The 13,522-nt window shown below is 60.4% G+C and carries 13 protein-coding genes; 10 read left to right on the top strand and 3 right to left on the bottom strand.

Annotated features, from left to right (window positions below):
• Window positions 1–67 precede the first annotated feature (67 nt).
• From AC1DMY_RS20295 to AC1DMY_RS20260, 8 genes are all read left to right on the top strand, one after another.
• Window positions 68–1,081, top strand: coding sequence for a fimbrial protein (locus AC1DMY_RS20295; RefSeq protein ID WP_477166663.1), 1,014 nt, complete (start codon window positions 68–70; stop codon window positions 1,079–1,081).
• A gap of 411 nt (window positions 1,082–1,492) precedes the next feature.
• Window positions 1,493–1,783, top strand: a complete 291-nt coding sequence (locus AC1DMY_RS20290; protein WP_477166662.1) for a hypothetical protein — start codon at window positions 1,493–1,495, stop codon at window positions 1,781–1,783.
• A gap of 130 nt (window positions 1,784–1,913) precedes the next feature.
• Window positions 1,914–2,159: a hypothetical protein gene (locus AC1DMY_RS20285; RefSeq protein ID WP_477166661.1), complete on the top strand. Its 246-nt coding sequence runs from the start codon at window positions 1,914–1,916 to the stop codon at window positions 2,157–2,159.
• A gap of 105 nt (window positions 2,160–2,264) precedes the next feature.
• Window positions 2,265–3,182 (top strand): DUF5996 family protein, encoded by a 918-nt coding sequence (locus AC1DMY_RS20280; protein WP_477166660.1) that lies wholly within the window; start codon window positions 2,265–2,267, stop codon window positions 3,180–3,182.
• 402 nt (window positions 3,183–3,584) lie between these two features.
• Window positions 3,585–5,843: an ornithine decarboxylase gene (gene speC, locus AC1DMY_RS20275; protein ID WP_477166659.1), complete on the top strand. Its 2,259-nt coding sequence runs from the start codon at window positions 3,585–3,587 to the stop codon at window positions 5,841–5,843.
• Window positions 5,844–6,001: 158 nt separating this feature from the next.
• Complete coding sequence (locus tag AC1DMY_RS20270; RefSeq protein ID WP_477166658.1) at window positions 6,002–7,114, top strand: Gfo/Idh/MocA family protein; 1,113 nt, start codon at window positions 6,002–6,004, stop codon at window positions 7,112–7,114.
• Between the two features lie 147 nt (window positions 7,115–7,261).
• Window positions 7,262–8,377 carry an alkene reductase gene (locus AC1DMY_RS20265; protein ID WP_477166657.1) on the top strand — a complete coding sequence of 372 codons (1,116 nt, stop codon included), beginning with the start codon at window positions 7,262–7,264 and terminating at the stop codon, window positions 8,375–8,377.
• 160 nt (window positions 8,378–8,537) lie between these two features.
• Complete coding sequence (locus AC1DMY_RS20260) at window positions 8,538–9,206, top strand: Type 1 glutamine amidotransferase-like domain-containing protein (RefSeq protein ID WP_477166656.1); 669 nt, start codon at window positions 8,538–8,540, stop codon at window positions 9,204–9,206.
• A 79-nt stretch (window positions 9,207–9,285) separates the two neighbouring features.
• Here AC1DMY_RS20260 and AC1DMY_RS20255 read toward each other — a convergent pair whose 3' ends face one another.
• Both AC1DMY_RS20255 and AC1DMY_RS20250 read right to left on the bottom strand, forming a co-directional pair.
• Window positions 9,286–9,894, bottom strand: a complete 609-nt coding sequence (locus tag AC1DMY_RS20255; protein WP_477166655.1) for a hypothetical protein — start codon at window positions 9,892–9,894, stop codon at window positions 9,286–9,288.
• A gap of 15 nt (window positions 9,895–9,909) precedes the next feature.
• Window positions 9,910–10,815 (bottom strand): papain-like cysteine protease family protein, encoded by a 906-nt coding sequence (locus tag AC1DMY_RS20250; RefSeq protein ID WP_477166654.1) that lies wholly within the window; start codon window positions 10,813–10,815, stop codon window positions 9,910–9,912.
• A gap of 626 nt (window positions 10,816–11,441) precedes the next feature.
• Between AC1DMY_RS20250 and AC1DMY_RS20245 the strand changes: the two genes are divergently transcribed.
• Window positions 11,442–11,831: a VOC family protein gene (locus tag AC1DMY_RS20245; protein ID WP_477166653.1), complete on the top strand. Its 390-nt coding sequence runs from the start codon at window positions 11,442–11,444 to the stop codon at window positions 11,829–11,831.
• 267 nt (window positions 11,832–12,098) lie between these two features.
• Window positions 12,099–12,839: a DUF1223 domain-containing protein gene (locus AC1DMY_RS20240; protein WP_477166683.1), complete on the top strand. Its 741-nt coding sequence runs from the start codon at window positions 12,099–12,101 to the stop codon at window positions 12,837–12,839.
• 37 nt (window positions 12,840–12,876) lie between these two features.
• On the opposite strand, the gene AC1DMY_RS20235 is transcribed toward AC1DMY_RS20240, so the two are convergent.
• Window positions 12,877–13,281 (bottom strand): GFA family protein, encoded by a 405-nt coding sequence (locus AC1DMY_RS20235; protein ID WP_477166652.1) that lies wholly within the window; start codon window positions 13,279–13,281, stop codon window positions 12,877–12,879.
• Window positions 13,282–13,522: the final 241 nt, after the last annotated feature.

The raw sequence follows: 13,522 nt of genomic DNA, 5'->3' as shown, positions 1-13,522 counted from the left end.
AGGTGCGGCGCACCAAAGCCTGCACTAGCAGCCATGCGCCCATTCAAGCCTTCAGCAGGTCACCCGTATGAACCGCACATTCGTATACATCGCCCTTCTTCTCGCCATTGTTCTATCGCCCTTGATCCCTCGAACGGCGAAGGCCAACGTTGTCTGCCCGTATTCGCAGATGTATTACTTCAGCCCTGCAACGATCAACGTTCCCGCCAACGCGGCGGTAGGCAGCGTTATTGGCACGGTTTCCGCGTCATTCCCTGATACGGGGGATTACGCCTTTACCTACTGCTCGGGTGTTGACGCCTATGGCTCCGCCAATTTGGGTATCCGTTACATTGGCGCGCGAACGCCCCTGGGCGGCAATCTCTACGATACCGGTATTCCAGGCGTGGCCTACCGGGTATCCAGCTCCAGCATGGATTGTAGTCAGGGCCTTTGGCCAATCAGCTGCCCCTATCTCTACTACGCCATGGGCTGGTATCCACGAACGATCAAGGTCGAGCTGATCAAGACGGGCCCCATTCCTGCCGGTGGCACTTGGTCGGGTGATATCGCCTATACGCAAGCTCTCAGCAGTTCGGGGGCGGTAACCACGACGTTCATGACCTATCGGTGGTCGGGCCCGCTGGTCATCGTGCCCAGCAACCCGAGCTGTACTGTGTCGACGCCCAATGTCTCGGTCAATTTGGGAACGATGTCGGCGGCGGGTGCCGTAGGTGCTACATCCAATCCTGTGGATTTCAATCTGAAACTGTCTTGTACCGCCGGATCAACGGCTGGCGCTTCCACGAACGTCTACGTGACCGTGACCGATTCAACGAACCCAGGTAATCGCACGAACACAATGAAGCTGGCTTCGGGCTCCACGGCTACCGGCGTCGGGATCCAGGTTCTATGGAATGGTACGCCGGTGACGTTTGGCGCAGATTCGTCCACCATCGGCAATGCCGGGCAGTGGCTGGCAGCAAGCACCACGGGCGCTGACGTCACGATTCCGTTGAAGGGGCGCTACATCAAGACGTTGAGTACGGCCACCGCGGGCACCGCCAACGGGGTGGCGACCTTTACGATCGCCTATAACTAGCCTGATTCGTCACTAGATTCACTATCAAAAAAACGCCGGAATTTCCTTTCCGGCGTTTTTTGTTTTGGCGGCAAAGAGGGCGCAGCGGCGCACTTCGTCCCATTAGATGAGGGTAACTTCAGGAGTAACGATCGATCGGCCGAGCCACCTTGGTCGGGCACGCGAAGGGAGCAATGGTGTCAGGGACAATTCCTGGCACATCCATAGAAGGGGAGCGCCGTTGCGCTCCTTCTTCTTCGGCCGACGAGGGGGAAGAAGTGTGGTCTACACCATTTTTCGACGCGCGTATCACACGGCAATCCGAACCAGACAGGATGAATGTGCACCCGCGATTCATCCTGCCGCAAGGAAACGGGAGGCACACTCCGGTGGTAATGAATCCGGCCTCGTGCCTCGTACGGAGATCGACCCATGCGCCATTCTTCCTTGCTCCTGGCCGCTTCCCTAGCGCTTGTCCTGAGCTCGCACGCCTTTGCATCCGACCGGCCCGACCCCGGCAAGTTGACCACCCGCTGCCTGGATGCTGCAGCGAAGAAATTCGATGTGAAGAACGACTACATCCAGCTGCAGCCGGTGCAGGCTGCGGACGCGGGCTACACGATCACCGGTGTTGCCGACGCAGGCATGGATGGCAAGAAGAATTTCAGCTGCGAGTTCGACAAGAAGGGCAAGCTGGCCAATCTTGTGCCCGAAGGCAAGTAGGCATAGCAATGGTGGCCGCGCGCAAGGCGCGGCCACCGATCACGCGACAGGTCATTGACGCCAGGCGGCGTAGCATGCGTAGGAGTGCCGGGGATTCCCGGTGCACCGCGTTCCCACTGGGAGATGAAACATGCCAACGCCTGCCAAGCTGAGCTTCACCCGCGATATTCTTCCCATGTTCACGGGCATGGATGTCGCTCACATGATCAAGAGCATGGACCTCGGTGACCGCGACAGCGTGTTTCAGCATGCCGACGCCATCTATAAATCGGTCGCCAGCGGTCACATGCCGCCGCCATCGTGCGGTGAGCCTCGCTGGACTGAGGACATGTGCGCGAAGTTCAAGCAGTGGCAGGAGCAGGGTGGCGAGCCGTAACACAGCCATGGCTGTCGAACGAGCGTGGCTCCCGGCGAGCCGCGCCGAAAACACTGCAACGTAACGTTGCATCTGGCCTCTCGCCCCTCAGAAAAGGATGCCGCCGTGCCTGTCCCGAGTGAATTCCACGCTGATCCATGGCCACAACTTTCCTACCCGGACTTTGCTGGCACCCAGTATTTGCTTCACATGGGTTTGCAAGCGGTCGGCAAGTTGAAGCTCAAGGCACCGTTTCAGCCGCAATGGTCCGCAATCGTGATTTCGATGAGTGCGCGAGGTTTGACGACAGGACCGATCGACTATGCGGGTGGTGCGTATGAAATCAGCGTGGATCTGATCTCTCACGAGCTGATCTGCGTCACCAGCTGGGGGCGCTCGGCGCGTTTCACGTTGGTGGCGATGTCCGTTGCCGAGTTTGTGGAGCGGCTCTTCGGCCTTCTGAAAAAGGTGGGCGTCGACGTATCCATCAACCTGATGCCGCAAGAAGTGGCCAACCCCATTCCGTTCGACCACGACAGAGAGCGTCGCTCCTATGAGCCAGCCATGGCCCAGAACTGGTGGCGCATCATGCTGAGCACACAGCGCGTAATGCAGGCTTTTCGCGGTGCCTTTGAGGGCAAGATGCAACCTATCGGCCTGATGTGGGGGACGCTGGATATCCGCGATGTGCTCTACAACGGCAAGGCCGTTGCACCTCCTCCCAAGTCCGACTACATCCGGCGCAATGCCATGAACGCCGAACTTATCGAGATGGGCTGGTGGGCTGGCAGTGCCGCGTATCCCAAGCCGGCGTTCTACTCGTTCACCTATCCGCAGCCGGCGGACATCGAGGGCGCACCCATAAGCCCCGCGAGTGCCCGCTGGGATGCGGCGATGGGCGAGTTCATTCTGGATTACGACGACCTGCGCCAATCGAAGGACCCAGATGGCGATCTGCTGGCGTTCTTTCGGTCTGCATACGAGGCTGGAGCTGAGCGTGCGGGTTGGGATTCGAGCCTGCTTGGAAGCGGAAAGCCTGTCTAGTTCTCTCTGAAACGATGCCATTCGAATCTGGCGAAAAGTCGTACAGCAGTTGAGTCCCCCTTGCTTGTTGCACTGATAGCTTAGGGCTGCGTGCCAGAGCTAACGCGCCTCGCCTTGGTGATCACACCTACCTATGTAGTTCTGCTTGGTTTGCGCACCGTAGTGTTTCTTAATGCCTCTGGCATTCCGACGCGCTTGCTTTCGCCAAGTCATCGAAGTCGGCATCTTCAGCAGGCACGCGCATGCTTGACGCGCTTAGGCCCGCTTCGCGACTGATTCACGCCATGTCGTCGACAATCGCCGGCGCAGTCCGGAGTAAAGCACTCCCACTGCACTCTCACGAGGCTGCTATTACTGCAGACGCCGTTCGACCTTTATCGCCCTTTCAAGGGAGTGGTCGTCATGAGCATCCCATTTCTCCACTATTTCCGCATCCTCATTGCAGGTGATCGCAGCGAAGAGGTCAGCAGCATCATCGAGCAGGATCTGCATTTCCGCACGGTGGTTGCATCGCCAAGTGACATGGCCGAAGCCATTCGATCCGGCGCCGATCTGGGCGCCATCGTGGTGTCGCGGGCACTGGCGCCAATAGCCATCGAAACACGCGATGCGCGCGGCTTGCGCATGCCCATCTTCATGATGAGCGAACGGCACGATGAAACATTCCATGATCCGTTCCTGAAGTCGCTGGACGGCGTCGTGATCGCCGATCTCGAAAGCCGCGACTTCTACGAGAAGCGCCTGGTGGCCTCGGTGGAACAATATGTGTCGAGCCTGCTAACGCCATTCTTTGGCACGCTGATGCAGTACGACTTCGATGCCAATCGCACCTGGGCCTGCCCTGGACATCAGGGTGGGCAGATGTTCATGCGCCATCCGGTCGGCCGGTTGTTCTACGAGCACATGGGCGAGAACGTGTTCCGCGATGACATCTGCAATGCCATGGTGTCCCTGGGTGACCTGCTGATCCACGAAGGTCCCGCACTGGCCGCACAGCAAGCCGCGGCACGCGTATTCCTGGCCGACCGCACATACTTCGTGCTCAATGGCACCTCGGCATCGAACAAAGTGGTCAACACGGCGCTGTTGACCAGCCGCGACATCGTCCTGTTCGATCGGAACAATCACAAGTCCAATCACCACGGTGCGCTGATTTTCGCCGGGGCCATTCCTGTTTATCTCCAAGCCGATCGCAATGGATTCGGCATGGTCGGACCTATCGACTGGGATGCTTTCGACGAACAGTCGATACGCGACAAGATCAAGCATCATCCGCGCCTCAAGGATACCGATGCGTGGAAGCGCGAGCGACCCATTCGCGTTGCCATCATCGAGCAGTGCACGTACGACGGCATCGTATACAACGCGAAGAAGGTGCTGGAGAAGATCGGCCATCTCTGCGAGTACATCCATTTCGACGAGGCTTGGGCGGGCTTTGGCGCGTTCCATCCATTGATGAAAGATCACTTCGGCATGAGCCTGTCGTTGACGGACAAGGACCCTGGCATCATCGCCACCCAGTCAACCCACAAGCAGTTGGCGGGCTTTTCGCAGGCATCGCAGATTCATGTGCGCGACGCGCATATCCGCGAACAGGCATTTCGGGTGAACCATAAGCGGTTCAACGAGATGTTCATGCTGCAGGCATCGACGTCGCCTTTCTATCCCTTGTTTTCCAGCCTGGACGTCAACGCGCAGATGCATGCCGACAAGGCTGGGCGCGTGCTGTGGGATGACATGGTGCGGCTCGGCATCGAGGCCAGGAAGGCCATACGCAAGCGGTTCGCCGGCTTCCTCAATCCGTTTGTACCGGATACGGTGAAGTACCAGGGCGAACGCATCAAGTGGGAAGACGTGCCTACCGATGTACTGGCTGTGGAACAGGAGTACTGGCAGCTCGACCCACAGGAAACCTGGCACGGCTATCGGCATCTGGGTGCCGACGCCGCGATGGTCGACCCGACCAAGCTCATGCTCACGACGCCCGGGATCGACCCAAGAACGGGCGCGTACGCCAGCAGCGGCATTCCCGCCACGGTCGTCGCCAACTACCTACGGGAGAACCATGTCATCCCGGAGAAGAATGACCTCAACAGCATTCTCTTCCTCATGACGCCCGCGGTGGGCGAGGGCAAGATGGCGATGCTTCTCGCGGCACTGGAGCGCTTCCGCGACCACTATGACGAAGACCATCCGCTCGATCAGGTCCTTCCCGCCCTGTCCCGCAAGTACCAGGAGCGATATCGCGGCTACACCGTGCGCCAGGTCGCGCAGGAAATGCACGAGTTCTATGCGTCGAGGAACGTCAAGGAATTGCAGCGCCTGAGCTTTCGCTACGAATCATTCCCGGAACAGGCCATGTCGGCGCGGGAAGCGAACGAGGCCCTGGTCAGCGGTCGCGTGGATTTCGTGCCCATGGATCAGGTCAAGGGTCGCATTGCAGCCACTCTCGCGTTGATCTATCCACCGGGCATTGGCATCGTGATACCGGGCGAGCGCTACGACGATCGCGCCCAACCCATGATCGATTACTTCCTGGCGTTCGAGGAAAGCTGCAACCGGTTCCCGGGCTTCTCCTATGAGGTGCAAGGGGTCTATCAGGTACCCGAGGATGGCCGAGTGCGGTTTTATACCTATGTGGTCAACGAAGGTAAGAGCTGACGGCGAAGCCATGCCGCCATGCTCCCCAGGCCAGGCAATCCGTTGGTCTTGAGCGTGTCATTCCACTCAGAGAGGACGTTTGCGTCACTACCGGAGCACCGCAGAGCCCTCATCTGACAGGTCTCCACCTTCTGTGAGCAAGTGACATGGTTCAAACGATGGATACTAAGAAGCCGATACGGGTCGGCGTTGTTGGTTTCGGCAACTGGGCCCGGCACGGCCATGTGCGCGTGCTTTCGCTGTTGCCTCAATACGAGTTGACGGCGCTCTATAGCCAACGTGCGGATGCCGCGGAGGAGGGCGCCAGGACCTACGGTTTTCGTCATGTGGTGGGGTCGCTCGAGGATCTCGTCCATCATCCCGAGGTCGATTTGGTCGTCGTGCTGACCACGGCGCCGCAACACGAGATGGCCGTTCGCGCCGCCATCGCCGCCGGCAAGGATGTGTATTGCGAATGGCCTTTGACGCTCAATGCTGCCATCGCGCGCGAGCTGGAGCGGGCTGCCCGCGAAAAGGGTGTGCGCCATGTCATTGGCCTGCAGCGGCGTATGGCACCGCACAACCGCTACTTGCGGGACCTGATCGAGCAGGGCTTTGTCGGCAGGCTGCGCTCGGTGCGCATGCATGTGAGCATGAATTACTTCCAGGCCCTGCGATCGCAGTCGCTGCGCTGGACGGTGCCGCCGCAGAATTTCTCTGGCGTCATCCCCATCTACGCCGGCCATTTCCTCGACATGCTGCTGACAGCGGTTGGCTGGCCGACGGCGGTGTCGGCCGTGATGGTCAATCAATTCGATCAGGTCACCATTCGGGAAACGGGCGAGGTCATTCCCACGACCAATGCCGACCAGATGGTGCTCGGTGGCCTACTGCCTGGCGGCGCCGTGCTGTCCGTGCATATCGAAGGCGGAAAGCGCAATGGATCGGGTGTGCAGATCGACATCACCGGTGACGCAGGAGATATCCGCATCACCAACACGTCGGCCTTCAGCGCCGTTGGCGACGACTACCTGATCACCGGTGCGCTTGGGGACAACCAGCCCATGCAAGCCATGCCGGTGCCGGCCCAGTACGACACGCTTCCGGCTTCGGATCTTCCATCGGCGGTACTCGAGCTGGCACATCTCTATGCTGCCTATGCGCACGATGTGAGTGCAGGGACGCAGCTGGCGCCTACTTTCAGGGACGCCATCCGCATGCACGATCTGATCGAAACGGCGGAGCGATCGTCTGCCGCGGGCGTGCGCTTGAGCGTTCCGGGCAGCCTGTAGTCGGCTGCGCCCGGTCTCACATTCGATTGCGGAACCGGCGGCCATTCTGTTCGGATGGCCGCCGGCATTCTCCTGCAACGACCCGGCACCACTTGATTGAGTGCGAACGATGCCCCCGCCGGGGCCACACTCAACGAGGTCTCATCCATGGTCGCCAACGATCAATCGCTGCTTTTTTCCCGCTTCAAGCTTGGCCCCTACGAACTCAACCACCGGGTGGTGCACGCGCCCACCACGCGCCTGCGTGCGGAGGCGGATGAGACGCCGAGTTCGATGATGGTCCAATACTATCGGCAGCGTGCAAGCCTGGGCGGGCTGATCATCACTGAGTCCAGCCATCCGTCCTCCGATAGTCGCGGCTACTACGGTGCTCCCGGCATCCATACGGATCGCCACGTTGAGGCGTGGTCGCGCATCGCTGAGGCCGTCCATGACAAGGGCGGCCGCCTCTTCATGCAGATCTCGCACGACGGCCGGCAATCCCATAGCGACCTGAGCGAAGGCCGGGCACCCATCGCGCCTTCGGTCGTGCCATTCGAAGGCCAGGCGCTGACCCGGCAGGGCTGGGTGCCGGTGTCGCCTCATCGCGAACTCGCGCTGGAGGAAATTCCTGCGCTTGTCGCGTCTTTTCGTCAGGCGGCGGAGCGCGCCAAGCGTGCAGGTCTCGACGGTGTCGAGCTGCACGTTGCCAACGGCTATCTGATGGATGAATTCCTGCAAGACGGCACCAACAAGCGCACGGACGCTTATGGTGGAACGATCGCGAAGCGCGCGCGGCTTCCGCTCGAAGTGGTGGAGGCGTTCAGTGCCGTGTTCGGTGCATCGCGCGTTGGCGTTCGCGTTTCCCCGAGTGGCCGCTGGGGCGCTATCTCCGACTCCGATCCGGAAGCCACCTTCGGCCACTTTGCGGACAGGCTCAACGACTACGGCCTTGCCTATCTGCATGTCATTGAGCCGCGCGTGATGGGCGTGGAGACTCTCGACGAGCACGGCAAACCGGTGGCATCGCAGTTCCTTCGCAGCGTTTTCAAGGGACCGATCATCGCCGCGGGTGGATTCACGCGCGAAGGCGCCGACGCGATCCTTCAGGCCGGCGACGCCGACCTGGTGGCGTTCGGACGCCACTTCACCTCCAATCCCGACCTGCCCGAACGCCTGCGCCACCGCCTGCCGTTGACCCCGTACGTGCGCGAGGCGTTCTGGGGTGGCACGGAAGAGCACTACATCGACTTCGCACCCTATCGGCAGGAGATTGTCGCCTGACCAGCATCGCGCGAGCCTGCCAGCCCGCGGCAGCTGGCTCGTACACTTGTGCGAGTCAGCGACGCCGTGATTGACTCATCCGCTGAAAAACCCGGCAGCGCTCAAACGCACACACACTTCGTCGTGGCCGGCCCCGCTCTCGATGGACAAGGAAGGCGCGATGAAGCTTCTCCTCACTTCCGGCGGCGTCAGCAATCGGAGCATCCGTGACGCCCTCGTCGACATGCTGGGCAAGCCCATTGCCGAGTCCACCGCCCTGTGCATCCCTACAGCGATGTACGGCATGCTGCCCGAGACCGCGGTCATGACGTGGCGGCAGATCGCCGGGCAGACGCCAACGCCCATGGTCGAACTGGGATGGAAGTCCGTAGGCATGCTTGAGCTGACGGCGCTGCCCAGCATCGACGAGGGGAACTGGATCCCCTTGGTGCGGCAGACCGATGCCCTGCTGGTGTGCGGTGGCGATGTCTTGTATCTGCATCACTGGATGCGTGAGTCCGGCCTGGCGGAGCTGTTCCCCTCGCTCAGCGAGATGGTCTACGTGGGGCTTAGCGCCGGCAGCATGGTGATGGCTCCGCACGTCGGCGAGAGGTTCGTGGGCTGGAAGCCGGCCGCTGGCACCGACGGCGCGCTAGGCATGGTCGGTTTCTCGATCTTCCCGCATCTGGACAACGTCATGTGCCCGCAGAACACCATGGCCGACGCCGAAAAGTGGGCCGCGCGCCTGCCAGTGCCGGGCTATGCGCTGGACGACGAGAGCGCTATCAAAGTGGTGAGCGGTGTCGTCGAGATCGTCTCCGAGGGGCATTGGAGGCTCTTCGAGCGCTGAAGACGTGGAAGCAAACTGTTCACCCCTCACATGGGGGTGGCTGAAAGAGTGCGCCCTGGTCCCGGCTTCTCGACGACTTTCAGGTGCCCTTTCCAGACGCATCGGTACGCAGAATGATTTCGGCGGCCGGTCGGATCGCTTCGATGAATTCCGACGATGAGTAGTGTCGATGGGCGGTCAGGCCGAACTGCGCCGGCGAAAGTGGGATGAGCAGGTCCGCATGGGTTCGCGACGTCGATTTCAGCCACAGCGCACGGGTTCCCAGCGCCGATACCTGCAGCAGCCTCGGTTGATAGGTTCGGTCAGCGAACCCTTTGCCGGTTTCGACGGCCGAGCGCAGCTCCTTTTGCACCGAGCGGAAGTTCGAGTTGACGTTGAGTCCGGCGAAGTGCGGCTTGCGTCCAGCCGAGACTTCCGCAGCGACCACTTCGTCACCGCTGGTGAATTCGTGCCGCCAGGCCACGAGCTTGGCTTTGCTTAGACTGGCCCCCGCTGCGATGTGGTCGAGCCCGAGGGCATAGACCGGATAGGACAAGGTCGGATGCGACAGGCTTCGCGGCGAGGCGAGGAGGGTGGCAGCAAAGCGCGGCGCGCGGTGCAGGATGCCTGCGTTTCCAACGAGCGACGGCAGCACGGACTCCAGCGCCTCAATGGAAAGTCGCGGCGGTTCGAGCATTTCGATCGGCATGGCGTTTCACTCGCATCAATGCGTGAAATAGGTGTTGGTCCATGACCCGTTGCCTTCATACGTTCCGCCGGTAAACGTTGCATAGCTGACCAGCGATTGTCCGAAAATGGGATCGGTCACCCAAAGCATATTGGTCGGCTCGATGCCGAACACGCCAATGAAGTGGCCACCCCCGCCGGACCACCCGATGCGGATGCAGGGAGGTGTCCCGGCGTTCACTGCATCCGATGTCGCGGCATAGGTTGCGGCCGAGCCTTGTTCGGATTTGAGATGGCCGACAAAGGTCAGCGCTTTATTGAGATAACCGGCGACATTGCAGTTTTTGGAAGCTGGGTTCGTGCAGCAATCGGTCCGCCCGAGTTGGTTGTTGACCACCTCGCATTGAGTCACCGTACTGCTGCTGTCGTAGTAATGGGCCACGCCCGTCGCGACGGCTGCCCAGCACCAATTGGACTCGAGCTGCGACGGAACCGTGAAGTTCAGGCGATGCGCCGTCGGTAATCCGGCCATGCCATAGGAGCAGCCCTGGTGGCCTTGCCCCGCGATGCCGGGCTGCAGGAGAACGATGGTCCAATCGACTGATGATTGGTTGAGTGTTGCTGCATTGAATGGATATGCCGCGTTGCAGCCGTTGTTGTCCGTATAGCATTGATCGAAGGCGGCGTTGTGCGGGATCGCATACCAGTTGTGCGCAGGATCGCCCGACCAGCACGGCCCATCTGCGCCGTCCGCCTGGGCGAACCAGGCAAAATTGGGATCCGGAATCGTTTGAAGATTCGCGCCGACGATCTCGACCGACGATCCGGGGTCGACCTCGTACCAACCACTCTTGCGCCAGGGTTGCACATTGCAGGCGGGGTCAAACCACAGAATCGCAATGTAGACGGGATCGGTATAGCCGTTCTGGTACCAGAGGCCCATGGACGTCTCCTTCGCTTTCCGAATGTCAGCTCTCGCCTGATGTCTTTCGAGGCGCCTGCTGCGCCGCTGCCGGCAAGGCGTGTCCGGTTCGTTGAGCCACGGGCGAAGGGCTGCCGAACAACCCCGCCGAAATCTTGGCGGCCATATCGCTTCGAGACCGGACCGGAAAAAAAGATTCCGGAATCAGGTGCAGCCAAGCCAAGGCATACGCCGGCGACAGACGCTTCGCGCGCGCCTGAGTGGCTGGAGCGGCGACGCGTTCAACTGGCCTGCGCACGGGCCGCGAATCGTGAGGTTCTTTTGCAGACATTTGCGTCCCTCCGACTAAAGAGACCGCGCGAGTATGCCCCTCCTGAATCGCTGCGAGATATATTGAAAAAGGTGTAGGGGAGGGCGCGCCATGACTGTGGCGAGTTGCAGGGTCGTATCAGTTACGTAGTGCGCTTGGGTAGTGCGCCTGCGGTGGGATTGCCTTACGAGGCATTAACTCGAGCTGCCTGCTTTCACGGTTTTTCGTTGAGGCTGGTGATGGGCGAGCTTTGGCAGTGAGATGTCCGTTTTCGACCCGAGGCACACATGGATCGTGGCACAACTAAGCTAGGCCAACGACCGGGAAGGTGACTTCGATGAAACGCCTCTGGACCATCATTGGGGTAGATGACGTCGCTGCGAGTTTCAAGTGGTACCAGACACTTTTCGGGCAGGAGGCGTCTCAGCCAGGCCATGATTATTTCGGGCAGATTCGCGACAGCGACGGAACCGTTCTCTTGTGCCTCCATGCTTGGGGTGCGCATGAGCATCCCACGCTGACGAGCGCCGGGCTGGCGAAGCCGGGGAACGGGCTAATCCTTTTTTTTCGCGTCGACGATTTTGAAGCGGCGCTGTCGAGAGCTCGTGCGCTGGTCGATCAACTGGCTGGGCAGCCCAGCGAAAATCCAGCCACTGGCACCATGGAGTTTTCGCTCATCGATCCTGATGGCTACTACGTCATGGTCAGTGCGCTTTCCGCCTCGTAGAGTCGCTGCTCGAACGTGTGCGCGACGTTTGGCCGGGAGGCGATGGCTACGGTCAGTTTCCGACCCAGAGCGGGCCCCGGAGGCAATCGACGTCCCATTATTGAGGTGTTTGACTAGATCCATTCATCGAGTATCACACTTCAATGACTTGGGCCGGATACGGGGATCCCGCTCCTTGTAACTTCGCCCCCGGCCGAAACGAAGTACTTTACGCAGGCGCACGCCAGGCGCAGCTGGCGTGACAACCGACTCGAAGAGGGCGTGGCCATGATTGCTCGAGCGTTACTCAAGTTGCTTGTTAGCACCATCGGGCTGGGAGGTTTCGCGGCCCTAAGCCACGCACAGGACGCGCCGCCGACGCAACAGCGTCCACTGGTAGTCGTCGAGCTATTCCAGAGCCAAGGTTGTTCGTCGTGCCCACCAGCGCAGGACAACCTCAATGCCATTGCCGGAAAGCCAGGGATTCTTGCGCTGTCCTTCGCCGTGACCTACTGGGACGCCCTCGGCTGGAAAGATACTTTTGCCCGGGACGCCTATACACAAAGGCAGTGGGATTACGCGCATAACAAGAAGCACGATAACGTCTGGACGCCACAGATCTATATCAACGGTCAGGTCGACCTGGTAGGAACGGATCGCCGTCAACTCAACGAGGCCATTGACCATGCCTCCAGCCACGGCCCCACCATGAGTTGGGACAAAAGCCAACTTGCGATAGGCGCCGGCCAGGCGTCGTCACCCTGCGACGTGTGGCTCGTGCGCTATGACCCTCGTGCGGTCAGCGTCCATATTCGTGCGGGGGAGAACAGTGGCCGTACGCTGCTGCATCGCAACGTTGTACACGAGCTCGTTCACTTGGGAACGTGGAACGGAGCGCCGCTCTCGTTCGCTTTGCCGCCAACTTCGTCGCCAGGTTTGTCGACCGCCGCGTTGGTGCAGATCCCCAAAGGAGGTGACATTCTCGCGGCATCCGAGGAGCCGGGAGAGGGGGCGGAGGTCGTTAAATAGGTTGACGACCTCCGGCCCCTTTCCACTTGAGAGCGATTCAGAACCAATAGTCGGTGACGCATCGACCGTCTTGCGGCAGGTCATCGGTGGTGTTGAGCCCGTCATGACGGATGATGGGAATCGTCGCAACACTCTCCAGGGCGGCCAGCCGAAGGTTGACTCCCATGGGGCGCCGCTCATCTTTGCCGTCGTTCAAGCCTCGCCAGTACGCCACGCAGCCGCAGGCGGGGCAAAAGTGAAAGACGACCCACCGTCCCTGCGTGTAGGTTTGAGTTGGGCCCGAGACGTGAATACCGTCTCCTTCATAGTCATAGGCCCACAGCGCACCGTAGCGGTGACATGCGCTGCAATTACACACCGTAGCTGACTCGGGCATTCGTTTGAGGTGCCACTGAACCGCGCCACAGCGGCATTGGCCATGGATCACTTCCGTCTTGGTCACTTGATTCCTTCCTCCGGTCTTGCCTGACCGAGTTTGCAAGCGGCTGCATTTTCGCAGGCCTTAGTGATCGTAGTACGGTAGTCAAATGTCCTCTTTCGACCCGATATAGGTATTCCGTTCCGCCTTCCATGACACTGGGCGTAGCTGGCAGATCACCGCCAGTGAGGGCGGGACTTGCACCTGCGGGTTACGAATATTTCGACCCAAACATTCGATGTTCGCCGCTTTGGCTTCGATCTCG

This window comes from Dyella sp. 01L423 (assembly GCF_056399945.1).
Note: the sequence above shows the minus strand (reverse complement) of the source record. Positions and strands in the feature narration are given on the sequence as shown.

Excerpts from the sequence above, each read along its gene's own strand:
- AC1DMY_RS20270 (WP_477166658.1), top strand. The coding sequence starts at position 6,002 with ATGGATACTAAGAAGCCGATACGGGTCGGCGTTGTTGGTTTCGGCAAC.
- AC1DMY_RS20260 (WP_477166656.1), top strand. The coding sequence starts at position 8,538 with ATGAAGCTTCTCCTCACTTCCGGCGGCGTCAGCAATCGGAGCATCCGT.
- AC1DMY_RS20255 (WP_477166655.1), bottom strand. The coding sequence starts at position 9,894 with ATGCCGATCGAAATGCTCGAACCGCCGCGACTTTCCATTGAGGCGCTG.
- AC1DMY_RS20250 (WP_477166654.1), bottom strand. The coding sequence starts at position 10,815 with ATGGGCCTCTGGTACCAGAACGGCTATACCGATCCCGTCTACATTGCG.
- AC1DMY_RS20240 (WP_477166683.1), top strand. The coding sequence starts at position 12,099 with ATGATTGCTCGAGCGTTACTCAAGTTGCTTGTTAGCACCATCGGGCTG.
- AC1DMY_RS20295 (WP_477166663.1), top strand. The coding sequence starts at position 68 with ATGAACCGCACATTCGTATACATCGCCCTTCTTCTCGCCATTGTTCTA.
- AC1DMY_RS20285 (WP_477166661.1), top strand. The coding sequence starts at position 1,914 with ATGCCAACGCCTGCCAAGCTGAGCTTCACCCGCGATATTCTTCCCATG.
- AC1DMY_RS20290 (WP_477166662.1), top strand. The coding sequence starts at position 1,493 with ATGCGCCATTCTTCCTTGCTCCTGGCCGCTTCCCTAGCGCTTGTCCTG.
- speC (WP_477166659.1), top strand. The coding sequence starts at position 3,585 with ATGAGCATCCCATTTCTCCACTATTTCCGCATCCTCATTGCAGGTGAT.
- AC1DMY_RS20265 (WP_477166657.1), top strand. The coding sequence starts at position 7,262 with ATGGTCGCCAACGATCAATCGCTGCTTTTTTCCCGCTTCAAGCTTGGC.
- AC1DMY_RS20245 (WP_477166653.1), top strand. The coding sequence starts at position 11,442 with ATGAAACGCCTCTGGACCATCATTGGGGTAGATGACGTCGCTGCGAGT.